Below are 22880 nucleotides of genomic sequence, written 5' to 3' on the forward strand. Positions count from 1 at the left end.
CGTTGCCGGTCCCTTATTGCTGCACTACGATATTTTCTTGTGAAGGATCAACATGCTGCATCTTGAGCTTATCAGTTGCGATACGCTCAACACGGCTGTGATCACCGAGTGCGTTCTCTTCCAGGATGAGATTTCGCCATTCTATATCCAGCGCATCGCGTTCAACCACCAGTTGCTCGCGCTGCGCAGTCAGTAAACGGGTGTAGTGCACGGTAGTGACGACCATCACCGCAGACACCACAATCGCGACAAACAAAATCAGCGGCAGTTTCCCAAAGCGCAGAATATCTCCGCCGATGATTCCCGGCAGAGAGTGGCGCTCATTACTGCCAAGCGCCGTCATTTTGCTTAAGGTTTCTGTCACGCGATTAATCATTCGCGCTCCTTTGGGCAATACGCAGTACAGAGCTACGTGCCCGCGGGTTGTCCGCCACTTCGTCCTCGCCAGGCATTAGTTTTCCTAACGCTTTGAGCTGCCTGCCACCTAAAGCACGCAGTTGTGCCTCAGTCATTGGCAACCCTGCAGGTACTTGTGGCCCACGGCTTTGCTCACGCATAAACCGTTTAACCAGCCGGTCTTCAAGGGAGTGGAAGCTAATCACAGATAAGCGCCCATCTGGCGCTAAAACCGTGACAGCGCCTTTCAGCGCCTGCTCTATTTCTTCGAGTTCACTGTTAACCCAAATGCGCACGGCCTGAAACGTCCGGGTAGCCGGATGTTTAAATTTGTCTTTCACCGGTGTTGCGGCTGCAACAACCTCAGCCAGTTCTTTAGTGCGCGTCATCGGCGCTTCTTTATTGCGCTCAACAATTGCTCTGGCAATACGCTTTGCAAAGCGCTCTTCACCATAGGTTTTCAGTACCCAGGCAATATCCTGTTCTTCAGCGCTTAGCAGCCATTCCGCCGCAGACTGACCACGCGTTGGGTCCATCCGCATATCCAGCGGCCCGTCACGCATAAACGAGAAGCCCCGTTCAGGGTCATCGAGCTGTGGAGAGGAAACACCAAGATCAAGCAGGATCCCGTCAATTTTACCGGTAAGCCCCAGCTCTTCGACATAATCCGCAAGGTGAGAAAACGGTCCATGAACAATGGAAAAGCGCGCATCATTGATCTGGCTGGCGGCTTCGATCGCCTGCGGATCACGGTCGATAGCCAGCAGTCGCCCCTCTGCCCCTAACTTAGACAGAATCAGACGAGAATGCCCCCCGCGGCCGAAGGTGCCATCAATGTAGATGCCATCCTGACGAATGTTTAACCCATTTACCGCTTCGTCAAGCAGCACTGTTGTATGTTTATAACTTTCCATCATTTAGAGAGACAAATCCTGCAGTCTTTCGGACAATGTGCCTGACGAAGACCGCTCAGCGTCAATGTCCTCCTTAACTTGTTGATACCAGGTTGCTTCATCCCACAGCTCAAACTTATTGAACTGCCCAACCAGCATCACTTCTTTTGTTAGCCCGGCATGCTGACGCAGCACCGGCGCTAACAGTAATCTTCCTGCGTTGTCCATCTGGCATTCACTGGCATGCCCCAACAGTAAGCGTTGCACCCGACGTTCGTCAGGGTTCATCCCGGATAAACGCGCCAGTTTCTGCTCAATGACTTCCCACTCAGGCAAGGTATAAAGCAGCAAACATGGGTTGTGGATATCAATGGTGCAAACCATCTGCCCTGCAGCCAGTTCGAGCAGCTTTTCGCGATAGCGGGTCGGGACGGATAATCGCCCTTTGCTATCGAGATTAACTACCGTCGCACCACGGAACATATCGAGTCGCCCCTTAAATTACCTTTTTCACCACTTTGTTCCACAAATTCCCACTATAAGGAGTTTACGGAGCAGAGGAAAAGCTTGTCAAGCCAGCGCCAGTGCCGACCAGACGAAACATTTCGCCAAAAACAGTGAATAAAGAGGATATGGAGTAAAAGGCTGTGACGGTGACACGAAATAACGTTATGAATATTTGTAAGAAAAGTGACAAATATACATGCAGAACGTTAACACCAACAAATACAACCAAATTGCAAAATAAACTATTCAGTTTGCGACTCGGGCGGCATTTTACGGCAAATAGCGGGAGGTTAACAGCAGGAGTTAAGTGCCACGGAGTAAAAAAAACGCCCCCAAAACGGCATAAAAACGCTGATGGAATAATCCTATACATTCAGCAAGCGAAACTGCTGTAACAAATTAATACAATATCAATATTCGGATTGTTCCAAAACGGCCTGAGAAAAAAATGAATAACAAAAGCAGGACTAAGAGTTTTCTTATAATAAGAGCAACCTGCACGGCTGCTCTTTTTTTGATTAGTAACGGCTAAGGCTGCCACGGCGATAGAGATTACGGCGAATGCGTGTTAAACCGGGCTTCGGTTTACGCGGTTCATCCAGGCTCGCCAGTACCAATTCAAGCACACGCTCTGCCACATCACGATGGCGCTGTGCAACAGCCAGTACCGGGCATTGCAGGAAATCCAGCAGTTCGTTATCGCCAAATGTAGCAATAGCGAGGTCTGAAGGGAGCTTTCCTTCCCGGCGTAACGTCACATCCATGACGCCTTGCAGAAGCGCAAATGAAGTCGTGAACAAAGCTTCCGGCATATCATGGGTTTCCAGCCATTTCTCAAAGAGTTGCGCGGCATTATCCCGTTCATAGCTATCGGCATACAGAAAATCGACCTGCCGGGGGTCATCCGCCCAGGCAGTACGAAACCCCTGCTCGCGCAAGAAGCTGACGGATAACTCCGGCAGAGCGCCAAGATAAAGCACTTTGTTAGCCGGAAACTTACGTAATTCACGCGCCAGCATTTCGGCATCATCCTGGTCGGCACCAACAACGCTGGTGAAGTGTTCACGATCAAGAGCCCGGTCCAGTGCCACAATGGGGAAATCACTGTTTACCCAACGCTGGTAAAAAGGGTGTTCTGGCGGTAAAGAGGTCGAGACGATAATGGCGTCAACTTGCCGTTGCAGTAAGTGTTCAATACAACGCATTTCGTTGTCAGGCTGGTCTTCTGAGCAAGCGATAAGCAATTGATAACCACGCTGGCGCGCCTGGCGCTCAAGATAGTTGGCAATGCGCGTGTAACTGGTGTTTTCCAGGTCAGGAATCACCAGGCCAATAGAACGGGTTCGCCCCGCCCGCAAACCTGCAGCAACCGCATTAGGGTGGTAATTATATTCCCTGACCACTGCCATCACTTTCTCAACAGTTTTTTCACTCACCCGATACTGGCGAGCCTTACCATTGATGACATAGCTTGCAGTGGTACGTGACACACCCGCAAGGCGTGCAATTTCGTCCAGTTTCACTCTTGCCCCTTAACGATTTAGATACTTCAACACCCTGAAACCTGAATAACATGGGTGAGATCTCACCACCAGCAATCCGCACAGAACAACCGAACCTGCAACAGTGATTGTACCTGCCAGACGGCCTGATACGGCAATATCACACCGAATTCAGGGTTATAGATTAATCCTGTTAAGGTTGCACGCACAATAATAACACCTTTAATTGTTTTTCTGGCTCACATTCCTGTGTTAAAAAAATGAAAAACCCGGCACTCAGGCCGGGTTACAGTGACGATATCAGCCACATTAGCGCATGATTTTATCACCGCGCGATAAGCCTACTACCCCCGAGCGCACAACCTCGACGATTTTTGCCACATCACGGATAGTGGCGAGAAATGCGTCCAGCTTATCACTGGTACCAGCAAGCTGGACGGTGTACAACGACGGCGTGACATCAATAATTTGACCACGGAAGATTTCTGCACTGCGCTTCACCTCTTCACGCCCATAGCCTGTCGCCTGCACTTTCACCAGCATAATTTCGCGTTCAACACAGGGCCCCTGGCTCAATTCGTTGACCCGCAAAACATCAATGAGCTTGTGCAATTGCTTTTCAATTTGCTCAAGGACTTTTTCATCACCCACCGTTTGAATGGTCATACGGGACAATGTCGGGTCTTCAGTTGGCGCGACGGTCAGGCTTTCGATGTTATAGCCACGTTGGGAAAATAGCCCAATAACTCGTGACAGTGCACCGGATTCATTTTCAAGTAATACAGATATGATGCGGCGCATAATCAGGTTCTCTCCGTTTTGCTCAACCACATTTCATCCATGCCACCACCGCGGATCTGCATTGGGTAAACGTGTTCTGTTCCATCGACGGTAACATCGACAAAGACCAGCCGGCCTTGTTGTACATGCTCCAGCGCCACCTGAAGTTGACTGGTCAGTTCTTCGGGTTTGGTTATCTGAATACCAATATGCCCATAAGCCTCCGCCAGGCGAACAAAGTCAGGCAAAGATGCCATATAAGACTGGGAATGGCGCCCGGAATAAATCATATCCTGCCACTGTTTAACCATACCCAAAAAGCGGTTGTTCAGGTTAACAACTAACACCGGCAAATTGTATTGCAGCGCAGTAGACAGCTCCTGGATGTTCATCTGGATACTGCCGTCACCCGTGATACACACCACGGTTTCATCGGGCAAAGCCATCTTCACTCCCAGGGCCGCGGGTAAACCAAACCCCATGGTCCCCAACCCACCAGAGTTAATCCAGCGCCGTGGTTTATCGAAGGTGTAATACAGAGCGGCAAACATCTGGTGCTGACCAACATCAGAGGTGACATACGCCTCTCCCCGAGTCAGTTGGTAAACAGTTTCAACCACCGCCTGTGGTTTGATGGCATCACTGGTTTTGTCATATTCCAGGCAATGTCTTGCCCGCCAGAGTTCAATCTGCTGCCACCAGTCACGGATATCGTCCAGTGGCTGGCCTTGCTTTTCTCCAACGCTCAATTCAATCATTTGTTGCAGAACGACTTTCGCATCACCAACAATGGGGATATCTGCCGGTACTGTTTTTGAAATAGAAGCCGGGTCAATATCAATATGCAACACCGTGGCATTGGGGCAATACTTTTCCAGGTTGTTGGTGGTTCGGTCATCAAACCGCACCCCAACAGCGAAAATCACATCGGCATTATGCATGGTCATATTGGCTTCATAGGTACCATGCATACCCAACATCCCCAACGCCTGGCGATGCGTACCCGGAAATGCGCCCAGCCCCATCAAAGAAGAAACGACAGGCACATTTAAACTTTCGGCCAGAGTTTTAAGTTCCTCAGAACACCCCGATGTAACCACGCCACCACCGATATAAAAAACCGGTTTTTTCGCCGCTAACAGCGTATGCAGAGCACGTTTGATCTGCCCTTTGTGCCCCTGGGTCGTTGGGTTATATGAACGCATACTGACACTGTCCGGCCACACATAAGGCAACTTTTTAGCCGGATTAAGAATATCTTTCGGTAAATCAACAACCACTGGCCCGGGGCGACCGGATGCTGCCAGCCAGAATGCTTTTTTCAGAATACCGGGAATATCTTCTGTTTGTTTGACCAGAAAGCTGTGTTTCACCACAGGGCGAGAGATCCCCACCATATCGCACTCCTGAAAGGCATCGTAACCTATCAGAGAGCTCGCAACCTGACCCGAAAGCACCACTAAAGGAATGGAATCCATATACGCGGTGGCAATACCCGTAATTGCATTCGTCGCACCGGGTCCTGAAGTGACCAGAACTACACCCACCTCGCCTGTTGCTCTCGCCAGACCATCAGCCATGTGTACCGCAGCCTGCTCATGGCGGACCAGTACATGCTCAATTCCACCAACGGTATGCAGTGCATCATAGATATCCAACACTGCTCCACCAGGGTAGCCAAATACTTGCTTTACGCCCTGATCGATAAGCGATCGAACAAGCATCTCGGCTCCAGACAACATCTCCATGGTTTGCCTCCAGGCTGTGGTTAACGCCACGACGCCAGAATTCATTTCTGTTCGTCATTGGGTGCAGCACACTGCACCTACAAAAATTATTATCGGACTTTCTAAAATAACTGGAGAAAATTGAGCAGGCAAATACCCATTTACCTTTGAACCCACAGCCCAACATTCATAATTCACCATAAAATAACGTACTAATAGTTTATTACTCTATCCATAAGCTGGCGTTATGAATAATTATGTTATCAATATAATGATAAAAAAAATGTTAACGAAGCTGGTGATTTAGCACGATAAAAGAAGGGCACTGGGTCTCCCTTCTTTCTTATTTCAGGGTTTTTGGCAAATTCTGGTTAATGTATCCAGCATCCAGCGAAACCCGGGGTCATCCGGATTTGTTGTGTAACCCGTTAAATAACAAGCGCGTTTTTTTACTGCTAAAGGAAGCGTGAACTGAATTATCTCTGGCCCATTATGCCAGCGCCGGGTAACCCAGGTTGGCATAATAGCAATCAGATTCGTTCGGGAAACCACCTCCAGCAGGCTGAACAGGCACTGCCCCTGGTAAGCAATTGCGCTGCGTTTGAGTGGCGTGTCATACCAAATCGCGCTGAACGAATCGCTATTTTTTAGCGAAACCACAGCATGCCTTGCGCGATAAAAAGCTGATTCCGTCATCAAAGATACATTCTGTCCCCATGTTTTCTTTGCCACGCCAACCATTTCGTCCTCAAACAGCAGCCGGTTAACAATGTTTTCTCCCATGGTGGATTCATAACCAAGCATAAAATCAACATGTTCACCGTCCAGGGTATAGCGGCTTTGGCCGGAACACACATTCAGCCGAATACCGGGTGCATGGTGATGAATATATTGATAAATCCGCGGAAGAAACAAGGTATCAAGCGGGTTCAGAACCGCCAGGGTGAATACACGTGAACTTTTATGAGGCTCGAAATGAGCTGGGGGAAATACGTTATGAATCAAAAAAAGAGCCTGCTGAAACTCCGCTTCCAACTGGAACGCCCGGGGGGTTGGCTCAATTCCCCTTCCCTGGCGCACAAACAATGGGTCGCCAAAGGTCTTTTTTAGCCGCGAGATGGCATTACTCACCGCAGGTTGCGACATCCCTAAAACCTGTGCCGCTTTAGTAATATTGCGGCGTTGCATAACAGTTGAAAAAACAGGTATTAAATTCAGGTCGAGCTTATCTTTTAGCCGAAGATTAATATCTTCTTCGGGGCGTCGCTTAGCGATAATTTTTTCTGACATTGTTCACTCCATGAATTAACGTTCACGCGTTATGACAAAAGCCGGGCCAGAATCTGTTTCCCCAGACTGTGTTAGCCACCCGGTTTCTTGATCTATTAACATTGCTCAACAGCACAGGCATGTTGTTCACCCGGTAGTTGTTCACACGGTAGCTGGTCATTTATTACCGAAGAAATGGCACGAAATTACCGAGCATTACCCCGCCGGGGGATAAAAAATATAAACTATCATGCGTAACGTCATTTTTAGCACAACCACACACAACGCCAGATAAAAAGCAGAATTATTACCCAGGAAATTCCTTAATACTTTCCATCAATGAAGCGTTCCACTGAGACAAAAAGTTGACATGGCGTTTTATATCGGTTACCACTAAATGCATTCGATTACGGAGGTTTGATTACATGACTCGTTTTGCTCGTCTACTAGTTCTACTACTTCTCGCAGATACTGTGCGCGGTAGACTGGTGGGCGCTGCTTAAGGTTAATCAAGCCCCATAAGAAACTAAACCCGCGCCAATGCGCGGGTTTTTTTATATCCGGCGTAATGGCGAAATAAATCAGACAGGATGGAATCAATGAACCAGCAAGTCGTTATTTTCGATACAACTTTACGTGACGGTGAACAGGCGTTACAGGCCAGTCTGAGTGTAAAAGAAAAGCTGCAAATCGCCTTCGCACTGGAGCGTATGGGCATCGATGTGATGGAGGTTGGTTTTCCGGTTTCTTCACCGGGCGATTTTGAGTCAGTCCAGACCATTGCCCGTAACATCAAGAACAGCAGAGTGTGTGGCCTGGCGCGCTGCGTTGAAAAAGATATTGATGTTGCGGCAGAAGCACTGAAAGTGGCAGAAGCCTTCCGTATCCACACGTTCATCGCCACTTCGCCAATGCATATCGCTACCAAGTTGCGCAGTACTCTGGATGAAGTGATTGAACGCGCCGTCTATATGGTCAAACGGGCACGTAATTATACTGATGACGTAGAATTTTCCTGTGAAGATGCAGGTCGTACCCCAATTGAAGACCTGGCGCGGGTTGTAGAAGCCGCTATCAACGCCGGGGCCCGCACAATTAATATTCCAGACACCGTGGGTTACACGCTGCCCCATGAATTCGGCAACATCATCAGTTCACTGTACCAGCGGGTGCCGAATATCGACAAAGCGATTATTTCCGTACATACCCATGATGACCTGGGGCTGGCTGTAGGGAATGCAATGGCAGCCGTGCACGCGGGTGCCCGTCAGGTTGAAGGTACCATTAACGGTATTGGTGAACGTGCCGGTAACTGTGCGCTGGAAGAAGTCATTATGGCTATCAAAGTACGCCAAAAAATGCTCGGCCTGCATACCAACATTAACCACCAGGAAATCTGGCGTACCAGCCAGACAGTCAGCCAGCTGTGCAACATGCCGGTTCCGGCAAATAAAGCAGTGGTTGGCGCAAATGCTTTCGCACACTCTTCCGGCATCCACCAGGATGGCGTACTGAAAAACCGCGAAAACTACGAAATCATGACGCCGGAATCTATCGGGCTGAACCAAATCCAGTTAAACCTGACTTCCCGCTCTGGCCGTGCGGCCGTAAAACACCGCATGGAAGAAATGGGCTACAAAGAAACAGATTACAACCTGGATAACCTGTACTCCGCCTTCCTGAAACTGGCAGATAAAAAAGGCCAGGTGTTTGATTACGACCTGGAAGCGCTGGCATTTATTAATAAACAACAAGAAGAGCCCGAACACTTCCGCCTGGATTACTTCAGCGTCCAGTCTGGCTCCAGTGTGATGGCTACGGCCTCGGTCAAATTATTTTGTGGTGAAGAAGAAAAAGCAGAAGCTGCGACAGGTAACGGTCCTGTGGATGCCGTTTACCAGGCAATCAACCGCATTTCTGAATACGACATTGAACTGGTGAAATATCAGTTAAGTGCCAAAGGCCAGGGTAAAGACGCGCTGGGCCAGGTAGATATTGTCGTTAACCATAACGGCCGCCGTTTCCACGGTGTCGGCCTGGCGACAGATATTGTCGAATCTTCTGCCAAGGCGATGGTTCACGTGCTGAACAGCATCTGGCGCGCCGGTGAAGTCGAAAAAGAATTGCAACGCAAAGCACAAAATAAAGAACACAACCAGGAAACCATGTGACATGTCAAAGAATCATCATATTGCAGTTTTACCCGGAGACGGTATTGGCCCTGAGGTCATGGCTCAGGCAATGAAGGTACTGGACGCTGTCCGCCATCGTTTTGATTTACAGATTACCACCAGTGAATATGATGTCGGTGGCGCGGCGATTGACCGCCACGGTACCCCGCTTCCTGCAGCAACAATTGAGGGTTGCGAACAGGCAGATGCCGTTTTATTTGGTTCAGTCGGTGGCCCGAAATGGGAACACCTGCCCCCGGCGGAACAACCTGAACGTGGCGCATTATTGCCTTTACGTAAACACTTCAAATTATTCAGCAACCTGCGCCCGGCAAAATTATACGCAGGGCTGGAAAGTTTTTGCCCGCTGCGTGAAGACATTGCGCAAAAAGGCTTCGATATCCTGTGTGTGCGTGAATTAACTGGCGGGATCTACTTTGGTCAGCCAAAAGGCCGCGAAGGTAGCGGTGTTCATGAAAAAGCGTTTGATACCGAAGTGTATTATCGCTTTGAAATTGAGCGCATTGCCCGCATTGCTTTTGAATCTGCCCGCAAACGCCGCGGTATCGTTACCTCGATTGATAAAGCTAACGTGCTGCAAACCTCAGTAATGTGGCGTGAAATCGTGACAGAAATTGCACAGTCTTACCCGGATGTGAAGCTGTCGCATATGTATATCGATAACGCCACCATGCAGTTAATCAAAGACCCGGCGCAATTCGACGTACTGCTGTGCTCAAACCTGTTTGGCGACATTCTGTCTGATGAATGCGCCATGATAACCGGGTCTATGGGTATGCTGCCTTCTGCCAGCCTGAACGAAGAAGGGTTTGGTTTATACGAACCAGCCGGGGGCTCTGCGCCGGACATTGCTGGCAAAAATATCGCCAACCCGGTTGCCCAGATCCTCTCATTGTCATTACTGCTCCGCTACAGCCTGGATGCGAATGATGCCGCGACAGCAATTGAAAATGCAGTCAATCGCGTTCTGGAAGAAGGCTTCCGCACAGCAGACCTGGCACGGGATACTATTGCGCTGGGTACCGATGAAATGGGCGATAAAATTGCCCACTACGTGGCTCAGGGGGTGTAATCATGGCAAAGACGTTATATCAAAAGTTATTCGATGCACACATCGTTTACGAAGCCCAGGGTGAAACTCCATTACTGTATATTGACCGTCACCTGGTGCATGAAGTTACGTCACCGCAAGCTTTCGATGGCCTGCGTGCCCATGGGCGCCCGGTGCGCCAGCCGGGTAAAACGTTTGCCACGATGGATCACAACGTTTCCACACAAACTAAAGACATCAACGCCAGTGGCGAAATGGCCCGCATTCAGATGCAGGAGTTGATGAAAAACTGTAAAGAGTTTGGCGTGGAACTGTACGACCTGAATCATGCATTCCAGGGGATTGTCCATGTAATGGGCCCTGAGCAGGGGATTACTCTGCCCGGGATGACCATTGTTTGTGGTGACTCCCATACAGCCACTCACGGCGCATTTGGTGCACTGGCATTTGGTATTGGTACCTCAGAAGTTGAGCATGTTCTGGCGACACAAACGCTGAAACAGGGCCGTGCCAAAACCATGAAAATTGAAGTAACCGGCCAGGCGGCGCCAGGAATTACCGCAAAAGATATTGTGTTGGCGATTATTGGCAAAACTGGCAGCGCCGGTGGCACCGGTCACGTAGTTGAATTTTGTGGCTCAGCCATCGAAGCGTTAAGCATGGAAGGCCGCATGACGCTGTGTAATATGGCAATTGAACTGGGTGCCAAAGCCGGGCTGGTTGCGCCGGATGAAACCACGTTCAACTATGTCAAAGGCCGCCAGTTTGCGCCTAAAGAACAAGACTGGGATGCCGCAGTAGCCTGGTGGAGTACCCTGAAAACCGACGACGGCGCGCAATTTGACACCGTCGTAACCCTGGATGCTGCAGAAATTGCACCTCAGGTTACCTGGGGCACTAACCCGGGCCAGGTTATTTCTATTACCGATAACATCCCGGCACCAGAAAGCTTTTCTGACCCGGTCGAGCGGGCGTCGGCGGAAAAAGCGCTGGCCTATATGGGTCTGAAGTCTGGTATACCTCTGACTGAAGTCGCTATTGATAAAGTCTTTATCGGCTCCTGCACTAACTCACGCATTGAAGACCTGCGCGCTGCAGCAGCCGTTGCACAAGGCCATAAAGTGGCTCCAGGTGTGGTTGCCATGGTGGTTCCTGGTTCCGGTCCGGTTAAAGCGCAGGCTGAAGCCGAAGGCCTGGACAAAATTTTCCTTGAAGCCGGTTTTGAATGGCGCTTACCTGGCTGCTCAATGTGCCTGGCGATGAACAATGACCGCCTGAACCCTGGCGAACGTTGTGCATCCACCAGTAACCGTAACTTTGAAGGTCGCCAGGGGCGCGGTGGGCGTACTCACCTGGTTAGCCCGGCAATGGCTGCTGCCGCTGCCATCGCTGGTCACTTTGCTGATATCCGCACACTGAAATAAGGGAAAAACCATGGCTGAGAAATTTGTTTGTCACACAGGCATTGTTGTCCCGTTAGACGCGGCAAATGTCGATACCGACGCAATTATTCCCAAACAATTTTTGCAGAAGGTAACCCGCACCGGCTTTGGTGCGCACCTGTTTAATGACTGGCGTTTTCTGGATGATAAAGGCCAGGAACCCAACCCGGACTTTGTGCTGAATAAACCCGTCTATAAAGGCGCGTCTATTCTGCTGGCGCGTGAGAACTTTGGTTGTGGCTCTTCCCGTGAACACGCGCCCTGGGCACTGACCGATTACGGCTTCAAAGTTGTTATTGCCCCGAGCTTTGCCGATATTTTTTATGGCAACTCGTTTAATAACCAGCTGTTGCCCGTTGCCTTGAGTGACCAGGATGTCGATACCCTGTTCACCATGGTGCAGGAAAACCCTGGCATGACATTCACCGTGGATTTGGAAGCGCAAACGGTTCAGGCGGGTGATAAAACCTGGCCGTTCAGCATTGATGGTTTCCGCCGTCACTGCATGCTGAACGGACTGGACAGCATTGGCCTGACGTTACAGCATGAAGATGCTATCGCGGCTTATGAAGCGAACCAGCCTGCGTTTATGCGTTAAGCCTTACTGGTTATAAACGCCAATCCAGGTAATGGCACCTGATAGTTGATGGTGCCATTGCCTGGCTGTAACGCAGCACAACCGCTCACACATCTTTTACCCGGCAAGTCAGCCCCAGCGCCAGAATACTCAACACCAGAATGCCCCAGTAGACACTCTCATGGCCAAACTGCTGCGCCAGCGAACCCTGTAATACCCCTGCGAGGATCACACCGGTAGAAATACTGTTAGTGAACAGGGTGGTGGCAGACCCGGCCTTCCCGGGCATCAGGTCCTGAAACCAGAGCATACCGATACCAGCCACAATCCCAATAAAAATCGCGTTAAACAGTTGCAATACAATCAATGCATTACGTGTAGGGAATAGCAATAACCCACCATAAAACACAACCCCGGCAGCAACAGCAAACACCATCATCCGGCGTTTACCCATACGCTTTACAACCATGCCAGCAAGGATCATTGCCGGTATTTCAAGACCCGCCGCCGTCCCCATCAATGCACCAGCCAGCGCTTCGGGCAACCCAAGGACACTGGTTATCCATAACGGCATATCAATGATATACATCGTGTTGCAGGTCCACATCAGCATCGAGGCGATGAATAACCGCCGCACATTGGGGTTTTTCCAGCCACTGACAGCCGCTACGGCCTGGTTCTCCGGGCCAAATACCCGGGGAACAGAAGGCAGGAAAAATGCCACCAGTAATGCCCCAACCACAAAAATACCTGCGGCACATAAAAACATGGTGGTAAAACCAAATTTCAGCGCCAGCATAAAGGACAACGGCGGGCCAATTACCCAGGCCAGTGAAAGCTGGGCACGCATAATAGAGCTGAACATCACCACTTCTCTGGCTGAGTTATCTGCATATTCACGTGCCAGAGCAAAAATTTGTGGCATGGTGGTGTTGGCCAGCGCAGCCAGAAAAACACCAAGGGTTATCAGAGTAAGGTAATGGCGATTGAATGCAAACACCAGGCTGTTGGCGACGGCCATCAGGCAGCAGAAAATAATCAGTTTACGCCGATCGCCCTTTCGGTCTGAACGTTTAGCCAGAATCATGCTGACAGCGATACCTGCCACAGCATTTACCGTGTAAAACAGGCCAACCCAGAATGACGTCACCCCCACTTCTTTGCTCAGGAACAAACTCAGTGTGGGAGCCTGCAGTGCGCCCGCCACGCCCAGCATAAACGCGACAGCCATAAACGCCAGTAATACCGAGTTTAAATGCCTTCCCTGCGTAATCAGCCAATGCATCTCATAGGTCCTTTTATTATGTCCTGTGAACAAAACGCCCATCGCCGGGTAGATTTTAAACGAAAAAAACCAGCAGCACGATTGCCGCTGGTTGGTTAAAAGCACCAATACTCAGTCACACTTGATGAGAACGATGATGTCTGTGCAAAGCACAAGGATATGAACAGTGCCACTGCATGAGTTCATCAAGCATCTGCACACGCTGTTGAGGATCAAGGCAGGCCAGCCATGAACCAGAAACACGCCGGGTTGCAGTAAAAAAAGCCAAATAAAACTGCTCTGCAAAGGAACGCTTCATAAGTTAACCTCGCTTTCATCACGAAACAGTATTGGCGTAATATAGGGAAAGATAAATTGATGAGTTTTCGCCCGGAGTTCCTCTTTTATGGCATCAACACGCTTGCAGCAGCAGTTCATCCGGTTATGGCAATGTTGTGACGGCCGGCCTCAATCCACAACGCTGCATGATCTGTCCACCCTGCTCAATTGCTCGCGGCGCCATATGCGTACTCTGCTCAATGCCATGCAGGCAAAAGGTTGGCTGACATGGGAAGCAGAGGCCGGGCGCGGCAAACGTTCACAACTGACATTTATCTATACTGGTTTATCTCTTCAGCAACAGCGGGCGGAAGACTTACTGGAGCAGGACCGGGTTGACCAACTGGTACAACTCGTTGGCGATAAAGATGAAGTCAAAAAAATGCTGCTCTCACACCTGGGGCGCAGCTTCCGCCAGGGGCGCCATATTCTGCGGGTACTTTATTACCGCCCGCTGCTGAATTTATTACCCGGCACGCCACTGCGCCGTTCCGAAACTCACATTGTGCGGCAAATATTCAATGGGCTGACGCGAATAAATGAGGAAAATGGGGAACTGGAAGCAGATATTGCTCACCACTGGCAGCAATTATCACCTTGCCACTGGCGCTTTTTTTTACGTCCCGGAGTACATTTTCACCACGGGCGTGAACTCGAAATGGCCGATGTACTGTATTCACTGAACCGGGTTAACCAGCAACCTTTGTATGAGCATATTGCCAGTATATCGTCGCCGACCAACTGGACGCTGGATATCATACTTCACGAGCCTGATAACTGGCTGCCCTGGTTGATGGCGGGGGTTTCCGCCATGATTTTGCCTCGGGAATGGGAGTCATTGCCGCATTTCGCCACCCATCCAACCGGAACCGGCCCTTATTCTGTTACACGCAATAATACCAGCCAGCTCAGTATTCAGGCATTTGATGACTACTTTGGCTTCCGCGCGCTGATTGATGAAGTCAATATTTGGGTATTGCCCGAAATCGGCGAAGACATGAGCTGCGGTGTCTTTCTCGAAGATGGCAGCCAGAGTGAAAAAGCAGAAGAAAGCCGCCAGGAAGAGGGCTGCTATTACCTGTTGTTTGACCAGCGTTCTAAACATGGTGCCAACCCGCATGTAAGGGCATGGCTGAGCCAGGTACTTTCACCCGTAAATATTCTGGCTGACAGCGACCCTCAATATCATCGCCTGTGGTTTCCAGCCTGGGGGTTACTGCCCCGCTGGCACCACACTCCAGCCAGCACAGAGTGCGGCAAACCAGAAGGACTGACCAGCCTTACGCTCACATTTTATGCTGACCACATAGAACACCGCACTCTGAGCGACATTATCAGTAAACGCCTGGCACAACACGGCATCCACCTGGTGATACAGGAAATCAGCTATAACGCCTGGTTTAATGGCGATGTGCACAGCGATATTTGGCTTAACAGCGCCAATTTCACACTGCCGCTGGATTACTCGGTCTTTGCTCATCTGTACGAAATTCCCCTGCTGAGCAAAGGGCTGGGTATTGCCATGAAAGAGGCCCACCAACAATGGCGCGCAGGTGAGCTGAATGCGGCTCAATGGGCACGCCAGTGTGTCGAACAGCAACATGTACTGCCACTGATTCACCACTGGCTCACTATCCAGGGGCAGCGCAGCATGCGGGGGTTGCGGATGAATACACTGGGGTGGTTCGACTTCAAATCCGCCTGGTTTGCTCCGCCAGAAAACTAACCCAACATGTTCTTTAATAATGCCAGGCAAATCATTACAATGAGCCGTTCTCAACGGGGTGCCCTGGATACCAGGCGCTGAGATAATACCCGTCGAACCTGATCCGGATAACGCCGGCGAAGGGATTTGAGGCCGTTCTCAAAATCCTTTGCCACCCTTTTTCAGGAGTGCAAAGTGTTAAAAAAATTACTGGCTTTACTGGTACTGGCCGCTGCGCCCGTCCTCGCCAAACCTACTCTCACCGTCTATACCTACGACTCATTTTCTGCTGACTGGGGCCCTGGCCCGGCTATCAAGAAAGCCTTTGAAGCACAATGCGGTTGTGAGCTGAAATATGTTGCGCTGGAAGACGGCGTATCACTGCTCAACCGCGTGCGCATGGAAGGGAAAAAAAGCAAAGCAGATATTGTCCTGGGGCTCGATAATAACCTGATAACTGCCGCCCGTCGCACCGGGCTGTTTACCAAAGCTGATATCACTCTGCCACCGCTGTCACTACCTGGCGGCTGGTCAGACGATACATTTATCCCGTTCGATTATGGCTACTTCGCGTTCGTCTACGACAAGAACAAACTGCACAACCCACCACACAGTCTGAAAGAACTGGTTGAAAGCCCACAGCAGTGGAAAGTGATTTATGAAGACCCGCGGACCAGTACACCGGGTCTGGGGTTGTTACTGTGGGTGCAAAAGGTCTACGGCGACAAAGCACCGGAAGCCTGGCAAAAACTGGCTAAAAAGACAGTGACGGTAACAAAAGGCTGGAGTGAAGCTTATGGTTTATTCCTCAAAGGCGAGAGCGACCTGGTCCTGAGTTACACCACATCTCCGGCGTATCACATTATTGAAGAGAAAAAAGATAATTATGCCGCCGCGGATTTCAGCGAAGGGCATTATATGCAGGTGGAAGTTGCTGCCCGCCTTGCTAACAGCCCGCACCCGGAACTGGCGAAACAGTTTATGCAGTTTATGGTTTCTGATACGTTCCAAAAAACGATCCCCACTGGCAACTGGATGTATCCGGTAAGCCATGTCGCGGTTCCGGAAGCCTTCGGCCAACTGGTTAAGCCCGCCACCAGCCTGGTGTTTACACCTGAACAGGTAGAACACAACCGGGCAGCATGGATTAGCCAATGGCAGCAAGCCGTCAGCCATTAATTCCGGGCTGGTTATGGCCCGGGCTGATATCCGCCGGAGCGATTTGCATTGTCGCTCTGGCGGCTTTTGGCGCTTTATGGCTACATGCTCCACAAACAGACTACAGCGCACTGCTTCACGACCCATGGTTGTGGCATGTGGTAAGGTTTTCGTTCTTCCAGGCTTCTTTGTCTGCCTTGTTGTCTGTTCTCCCTGCAATATTACTGGCGCGAGCACTCTACCGCCGTCGTTTCCCAGGCCGGCAACTCTTACTGCGTTTATGTGCCATGACACTGGTTTTGCCCGTTCTGGTAGCCGTCTTTGGGATTCTGAGTGTGTATGGCCGCGAAGGCTGGTTAAGCACTGTTTTTGAACTGTCAGGTTTGAAGTGGTCGTTCACGCCTTATGGGTTGCAGGGTATTTTGCTCGCGCATGTTTTTTTTAATCTGCCCTTAGCCACGCGTTTACTGCTGCAGTCTTTGGAAAATATCCCTGTAGAACAGCGGCTACTTGCCGCACAACTGAATATGCGCGGCTGGTACTTTTTCCGCCTGGTAGAGTGGCCCTGGATGCAGCGCCAGATATTCCCGGCAGCCGCACTCATCTTTATGCTGTGTTTCGCCAGTTTTGCCACGGTACTGGCTTTGGGTGGCGGTCCGAAGGCGACAACTATTGAGCTGGCTGTTTACCAGGCACTGAGTTTTGACTTCGATCCAGCCAAAGCCGCCTGCCTGGCACTGATCCAGATGTTGTGCTGCTTTGGTCTTGTCTTATTGAGCCAAAAACTGACTCAGGCTTTTTCCCCCGGAGAGAGCCAGAATGCAACCTGGCGGGATCCACAAGACAACCTGGCAGCCCGGGTACTGGATAGCGCGGTGATCATTCTGGCATTACTGCTATTGTTGCCACCGCTTATGGCAGTTATTGCCGACGGGCTGGTCAACAACCCGATGGTTATTTTTCACCAGCCAGCGTTATGGTCTGCGCTAATCACCTCCGTTCGCATTGCCTGTGCGGCAGGTGTGGTGTGTTTATGCCTGACTACAATGCTGCTGTGGAGCAGCCGGGAACTCCGTTTGCGCCAGCGTCAACGCCCGGCACAGGCCATAGAGCTGAGCGGCTTACTGATTCTCGCCATGCCCGGAATCGTGCTGGCTACAGGTTTTTTCTTACTGCTGAACAGCACCACCGGGTTGCCTGAACGGGCTGATGGTATTGTTATTTTTACTAATGCGTTGATGGCAATCCCCTATGCGATGAAAGTACTGGAAAGCCCGTTTTATGATATTGCCAGCCGCTATAGCCGCTTATGCCAGCACCTGGATATCAGTGGCATTAACCGTCTGCGTTGGGTAGAACTACGGGCACTAAAACGCCCCTGTGCCCAGGCCCTGGCTTTTGCCTGCGTATTGTCATTGGGGGATTTTGGCGTTGTCGCTTTGTTCGGCAGTGACGATTTCCGCACCCTGCCGTTTTACCTCTACCAACAAATAGGGGCCTACCGGAGTAATGATGGTGCGGTTACCGCGATGCTGATGCTGTTACTCTGCTTCTTGCTGTTCACTTTGATAGAGAATACCGCTAAACGCCATGCTAACACTCACTGACGTCACCTGGCTTTACCAGCACCTGCCCATGCGTTTTAACGTGACGCTGGCTCCCGGCGAACGCGTTGCCGTACTGGGCCCCAGCGGTGCCGGGAAAAGTACGTTACTGAATCTGATTGCCGGTTTTCTCAAACCAGACAGTGGCACTATCACCCTTAACCAGCAAAACCATACTCTGACCCCGCCTGCACATCGCCCGGTCTCTATGCTGTTTCAGGACAACAATTTATTCAGCCACCTCACCATCCGGCAAAATATTGGCCTGGGGCTGCATCCGGGAATGAAGCTCACAGCAACACAAAAAACAGCGCTGGAAGAGATTGCCCACAAAATGGCGATTAGTGATTTACTGGACCGCCTGCCAGCGCAATTATCTGGCGGGCAACGCCAGCGCGCCGCCCTGGCCCGTTGCCTGTTGCGCGCTCAGCCGGTTCTGCTGCTGGATGAACCTTTCTCTGCCCTGGATCCGGCATTGCGCCAGGAAATGCTGGCGCTGGTGGAATCAGTCTGTGAGAGCCAGAAAATCACGCTGATGATGGTTTCACATAACCTGGATGATGCCGCACGTATTACACCGCGCAGCCTGGTAGTGGCTGACGGGCGAATTGTCTGGGATGGCTCCACTCAGTCACTGAGCGACGGTTCGTCTCCTGCCGCCGGGTTACTGGGGATTTCCCAAAGCTAGCCGAAAATGACCTGGTGCAAGATGCGGGCATAAACCGGCATCAGTGGGTGGCGAAGCAACAGAAATACCAGTGCAAGGCAGCAAACCGCGGCCAGGGGCGCCAGCCACATTAACCGCGCGCGGGGTAACCGGCCCTCAGGGAGCTCGCCTGCTGGCTTACGCTCACTGCGCCATAAACGCCAGTTCAGCCATAATGCAAGCCAGGTTACAACCGCAGCAGCCAGTAATAACCACTGAAAATGCCCGGCATTTTCACCCGCGGGGATGTCGATTGCCGCCCCGGCCAGAATGCCCGGCAGAAAATAAACCGGCGGCCAGAACAGGCAGCCGGGAATATTGGCTCTGGCAAACCGGGCAACCGACAAATCCAGCATACCGGCCAGCATTGGAACCAGAGGGCGTGTCGGGCCCACAAAACGGCCAACTAAAATAGTCACAGTGCTGTGGCGGTGTAATGCCATCTCTGTTTTATCCACCAGCGTTTTATATTTTTTCAGAAATGACCAGTTGCGCAGGGGCCGTTTAAAGCGCCAGCCAATCCAGAAAGAGACCCAATCGCCCGCGAGGCAACCAATAATGCCCACGCCCCAGGCCCACCAGAACGGCAAGTTACCACTACCGATCAGCGCACCAAGCGCCGCCATAAAGACCGTACCAGGCAGCAACAATCCAACCAGAGCAAGAGATTCAAAAAAAGCGACCATCAGCACAATTATCAGTGCGAAGGTGAGTGAATGGGCTATCAGTTGTTCAACAAAGGCGTACATAAAACGTCCGTCAGACTTACGAACAGCGATTTTGCGGGGCAGGCAGCATAAGGTCAAGATTCCAGCCCCGCGAAAGATTAAGCGGTTGTAACAAAGCCTGCTTACCAGGCCACTTACTGCTCGTAACCGGCACGAAACTCACTGGGGCTGGCGCCAGTGCATTTTTTGAAAACCCGCGAAAAATAAAGCTGGTCCTCAAACCCGACATTACGCCCTACACTGGCGATAGGCATACGCGTGGTACTGAGCAACAATTTCGCCTGGCTGATACGCTGATCTTCCCGCCAGCTCAGCACACTCACCCCCAATTGCTGGCGGAACAAATGAGACAACCGGGAGGGAGAAAGGCACACATGCTGCGCCACACCGGCAATATCAAACTGGCTGTCGGACAAGTGGTCGCTAATATACTGGCAGGCTTCACGCACCCGGTTATCCAGAGGGGGATTCATTGATTCACTGATAGCCGCCATGCGCTTCAACAACAATTGTTCCAGCAAATTTATCGCCAGCAGTTCGGCATAGCGCCCCTGAGACTGCCCCGCATCAATCACCTGCTGAATCAGAGAAGAGAACGCTTCAATATGCTGTTCATCTGGCCGGTAAAAACCGGTATGCGCGAAAATGGTCGGCCAGTTCAGCCACTCAAGCCAGTATGCCCGGGGGCGGAAGTAGACCCATTGATGGTACCAGGCGCTGCAATCAGGGTGGCGGCCATAGTGGTGAATTTCTCCCGGCGGAAACAACAACATATCCCCCGGTTTGCAAATAAACTGCTGGTGATTGTTATTGATAACGCCTTCACCTTTGACTGTCAGGTTCAGAATAAAACCCTTCATGCCTAATGGACGGTCAATAAAGAAATCCAGCGGTCCCCCCGACTCGATAGGGGTTAACCCGGCAACCAGATGCGCGTTAAATGAATACCCCGGCAGCAGGGGATCATTTTGTGTTTCAGCCATACCGAATTTGACTCCTGCATAAGAGTTGAGAAACCATTTGTCCATATTCACTGTTCCAGTGCGGAACAGTAAACCTATGAAACCATAAAGAAAGCGCTGAACAGCCAAAAACCGCTTCGGATCAACTATTACCCGAATAAACCTGAATTAACAACCCATTTAGCAGATAACCAAAGTGTCTATAAGCATGGCAGAAATATCCACATCAAATTTTTGCGTGCGGTCACAATTTGGCGACTGACAGCATTTTTATCCATAAGATCAGCGAATACACCCTGACTGTTTTTAGCTATGAAAACTAATGTTCTGGATATGTTTTTTACAGATCCATGGAGTATTAAAAATGGCTATAGCGCTGGGACTCGATTTTGGTAGCGACTCGGTTCGTGCACTGGCAGTCGATACCATCACTGGCAGCGAGCTGGCAACCAGCGTGGAGTGGTATCCACGCTGGCAAGAAGGGCGCTACTGCAATGCCCCGAAAAACCAGTTCCGCCACCATCCCCTCGATTACATCGAATCAATGGAGAAAGCGTTAAAAACCGTGCTGGCTGATCTGTCTGCTGAACAACGTGACGCCGTTGTCGGGATTGGCGTTGACAGCACCGGCTCAACGCCCGCGCCAATTGATAAAGACGGTAACGTACTGGCGTTGACCCCTGAATTCGCAGAAAACCCCAACGCCATGTTTGTGCTCTGGAAAGATCACACGGCCGTTGAAGAAGCGGAAGCTATCACACGGTTGTGCCATGCGCCGGGCCACAAGGATTACTCGCGCTACATTGGTGGCATTTATTCCAGTGAATGGTTCTGGGCCAAAATACTGCATGTAACCCGCGCGGATCAGAGCGTTGCCAAAGCGGCGGCCTCATGGATTGAGTTGTGCGACTGGATCCCTGCTTTACTTTCCGATACCACCAGGCCTGAAGCTATTCGCCGTGGTCGCTGCAGTGCCGGGCACAAATCTCTGTGGCATGAAAGTTGGGGCGGGTTGCCACCGGCCAGTTTCTTCGACGAACTGGATCCCATCATTAATAAACACCTGCCTCACCCATTATTTACTGATACCTGGACTGCAGACATTCCTGTTGGCACGCTGTCCGCTCAATGGGCAGAACGCCTTGGGCTACCACAAACCGTGGTGATTTCCGGTGGCGCGTTTGACTGCCATATGGGTGCAGTAGGCGCTGGCGCGCAGGCCAACACACTGGTGAAAGTCATCGGGACCTCTACCTGCGACATTCTGATTGCCGACAAACCCACGGTAGGTGACCGGGCAGTCAAAGGCATTTGTGGCCAGGTAGACGGCAGTGTGGTGCCACACTTTATTGGCCTGGAAGCCGGGCAGTCAGCTTTTGGTGATATTTATGCCTGGTTTGGCCGGGTTCTGGGCTGGCCGCTGGATCAATTAGCCGCACAACATCCTGAGTTAAAAGAAACGTTACAGGCCAGTAAAAAACAGCTGCTCCCGGCGCTAACTGAAGCCTGGGCAAAAGATCCGGCACTTGATCACCTGCCGGTGGTACTCGACTGGTTTAACGGCCGCCGCACCCCCAATGCCAACCAGCGCCTGAAAGGTGTAATTACTGATCTGAATCTGGGGACCGATGCGCCAGCGCTGTTTGGTGGCCTTATTGCAGCCACGGCATTTGGTGCCCGCGCAATTATGGAGTGTTTCACAGAACAAGGTATTCCGGTTAATGGCGTAATGGCTCTGGGCGGTATTGCCCGTAAAAACCCCGTCATTATGCAAGTTTGCTGCGATGTGCTTAATCGCCCACTGCAAATCGTTGCCTCCGACCAGTGTTGTGCCCTGGGCGCTGCCATCTTTGCGGCCGTCGCCGCTGGTGTGCACAGCGATATCCCGGCCGCGCAACAAGCCATGGCCAGCAACGTTGAAAAAACCCTGCAACCAAAACCAGTCAGCGCTGAGCGCTTTGAACAGTTATATCAACGCTACCTGGCCTGGGCCTCCAGCGCAGAACAGCACTATCTCCCCTCTGTAACGGCGTCATCGTCTGCCAAGAAGACAGATGAAACCGCCCTGACACATTAAG

The 22880-nt window shown here is 51.0% G+C and carries 20 protein-coding genes and 1 riboswitch; of the genes, 9 read left to right on the plus strand and 11 right to left on the minus strand.

Translation table 11 applies throughout. From position 1 onward, the window contains the following. Positions 1–13: 13 nt before the first annotated feature. The 7 genes from ftsL to leuO all read right to left on the minus strand — a co-directional run bounded on the left by ftsL (position 14) and on the right by leuO (position 7095). Complete coding sequence (ftsL, locus tag DES37_RS10990) at positions 14–376, minus strand: cell division protein FtsL (RefSeq protein ID WP_036106204.1); 363 nt, start codon at positions 374–376, stop codon at positions 14–16. Further along, positions 369–1313: a 16S rRNA (cytosine(1402)-N(4))-methyltransferase RsmH gene (gene rsmH, locus DES37_RS10995; RefSeq protein ID WP_036106207.1), complete on the minus strand. Its 945-nt coding sequence runs from the start codon at positions 1311–1313 to the stop codon at positions 369–371. Before rsmH ends, ftsL begins: the two co-directional genes overlap by 8 nt. Then, positions 1314–1772, minus strand: a complete 459-nt coding sequence (gene mraZ / locus DES37_RS11000; protein WP_036106212.1) for a division/cell wall cluster transcriptional repressor MraZ — start codon at positions 1770–1772, stop codon at positions 1314–1316. It lies immediately after the preceding gene. Between the two features lie 542 nt (positions 1773–2314). Beyond that, positions 2315–3319, minus strand: a complete 1005-nt coding sequence (cra, locus tag DES37_RS11005; RefSeq protein ID WP_036106213.1) for a catabolite repressor/activator — start codon at positions 3317–3319, stop codon at positions 2315–2317. Between the two features lie 288 nt (positions 3320–3607). Beyond that, positions 3608–4099 carry an acetolactate synthase small subunit gene (ilvN, locus tag DES37_RS11010; RefSeq protein WP_036106216.1) on the minus strand — a complete coding sequence of 164 codons (492 nt, stop codon included), beginning with the start codon at positions 4097–4099 and terminating at the stop codon, positions 3608–3610. 2 nt (positions 4100–4101) lie between these two features. Then, positions 4102–5826 (minus strand): acetolactate synthase 3 large subunit, encoded by a 1725-nt coding sequence (gene ilvI / locus DES37_RS11015; RefSeq protein ID WP_110025813.1) that lies wholly within the window; start codon positions 5824–5826, stop codon positions 4102–4104. Between the two features lie 327 nt (positions 5827–6153). Beyond that, on the minus strand, positions 6154–7095 hold the full coding sequence (gene leuO / locus DES37_RS11020; protein ID WP_110025814.1) for a transcriptional regulator LeuO: 942 nt from the start codon (positions 7093–7095) through the stop codon (positions 6154–6156). 578 nt (positions 7096–7673) lie between these two features. On the opposite strand from leuO, the gene leuA reads away from it, so the two are divergent. The 4 genes from leuA to leuD are packed head-to-tail and all read left to right on the plus strand — an operon-like array spanning position 7674 to position 12357. Continuing rightward, positions 7674–9245 carry a 2-isopropylmalate synthase gene (leuA, locus tag DES37_RS11025; protein WP_036106225.1) on the plus strand — a complete coding sequence of 524 codons (1572 nt, stop codon included), beginning with the start codon at positions 7674–7676 and terminating at the stop codon, positions 9243–9245. Between the two features lies 1 nt (position 9246). Then, complete coding sequence (gene leuB, locus DES37_RS11030; protein ID WP_036106228.1) at positions 9247–10338, plus strand: 3-isopropylmalate dehydrogenase; 1092 nt, start codon at positions 9247–9249, stop codon at positions 10336–10338. Positions 10339–10340: 2 nt separating this feature from the next. Further along, positions 10341–11741, plus strand: coding sequence for a 3-isopropylmalate dehydratase large subunit (leuC, locus tag DES37_RS11035; RefSeq protein WP_036106232.1), 1401 nt, complete (start codon positions 10341–10343; stop codon positions 11739–11741). A gap of 10 nt (positions 11742–11751) precedes the next feature. Beyond that, entirely contained in the window at positions 11752–12357 is a 606-nt protein-coding gene (gene leuD / locus DES37_RS11040; RefSeq protein WP_110025815.1) for a 3-isopropylmalate dehydratase small subunit, read from the plus strand. Positions 12358–12442: 85 nt separating this feature from the next. On the opposite strand, the gene DES37_RS11045 is transcribed toward leuD, so the two are convergent. Both DES37_RS11045 and sgrT read right to left on the minus strand, forming a co-directional pair. Continuing rightward, complete coding sequence (locus DES37_RS11045) at positions 12443–13621, minus strand: MFS transporter (RefSeq protein WP_110025816.1); 1179 nt, start codon at positions 13619–13621, stop codon at positions 12443–12445. A gap of 115 nt (positions 13622–13736) precedes the next feature. After that, entirely contained in the window at positions 13737–13919 is a 183-nt protein-coding gene (gene sgrT, locus DES37_RS11050) for a glucose uptake inhibitor SgrT (protein ID WP_110025817.1), read from the minus strand. A gap of 87 nt (positions 13920–14006) precedes the next feature. Between sgrT and sgrR the strand changes: the two genes are divergently transcribed. From sgrR to thiQ, 4 genes are all read left to right on the plus strand, one after another. Continuing rightward, a complete protein-coding gene (sgrR, locus tag DES37_RS11055; RefSeq protein ID WP_110025818.1) occupies positions 14007–15665 on the plus strand; it encodes an HTH-type transcriptional regulator SgrR in 1659 nt (552 codons plus the stop codon). A 44-nt stretch (positions 15666–15709) separates the two neighbouring features. Beyond that, a riboswitch (TPP riboswitch) is annotated at positions 15710–15808 on the plus strand. A gap of 31 nt (positions 15809–15839) precedes the next feature. Then, positions 15840–16823, plus strand: a complete 984-nt coding sequence (gene thiB, locus DES37_RS11060) for a thiamine ABC transporter substrate binding subunit (protein WP_110025819.1) — start codon at positions 15840–15842, stop codon at positions 16821–16823. Then, complete coding sequence (gene thiP, locus DES37_RS11065; RefSeq protein WP_110025820.1) at positions 16799–18409, plus strand: thiamine/thiamine pyrophosphate ABC transporter permease ThiP; 1611 nt, start codon at positions 16799–16801, stop codon at positions 18407–18409. Before thiB ends, thiP begins: the two co-directional genes overlap by 25 nt. Then, entirely contained in the window at positions 18393–19094 is a 702-nt protein-coding gene (gene thiQ, locus DES37_RS11070; protein WP_110025821.1) for a thiamine ABC transporter ATP-binding protein ThiQ, read from the plus strand. Before thiP ends, thiQ begins: the two co-directional genes overlap by 17 nt. Here thiQ and DES37_RS11075 read toward each other — a convergent pair. Beyond that, positions 19091–19861, minus strand: coding sequence for a DedA family protein (locus DES37_RS11075; RefSeq protein WP_110025822.1), 771 nt, complete (start codon positions 19859–19861; stop codon positions 19091–19093). The two genes, thiQ and DES37_RS11075, sit on opposite strands and share 4 nt — an antisense overlap. A gap of 113 nt (positions 19862–19974) precedes the next feature. Continuing rightward, positions 19975–20823 (minus strand): arabinose operon transcriptional regulator AraC, encoded by an 849-nt coding sequence (gene araC, locus DES37_RS11080; RefSeq protein ID WP_036106883.1) that lies wholly within the window; start codon positions 20821–20823, stop codon positions 19975–19977. 343 nt (positions 20824–21166) lie between these two features. Here araC and araB point away from each other — a divergent pair, with 343 nt between their 5' ends. Further along, complete coding sequence (gene araB / locus DES37_RS11085; protein WP_110025823.1) at positions 21167–22879, plus strand: ribulokinase; 1713 nt, start codon at positions 21167–21169, stop codon at positions 22877–22879. Position 22880: the final 1 nt, after the last annotated feature.

The sequence above is a fragment of the Mangrovibacter plantisponsor genome (assembly GCF_003182475.1).
GTDB lineage: Bacteria > Pseudomonadota > Gammaproteobacteria > Enterobacterales > Enterobacteriaceae > Mangrovibacter > Mangrovibacter plantisponsor.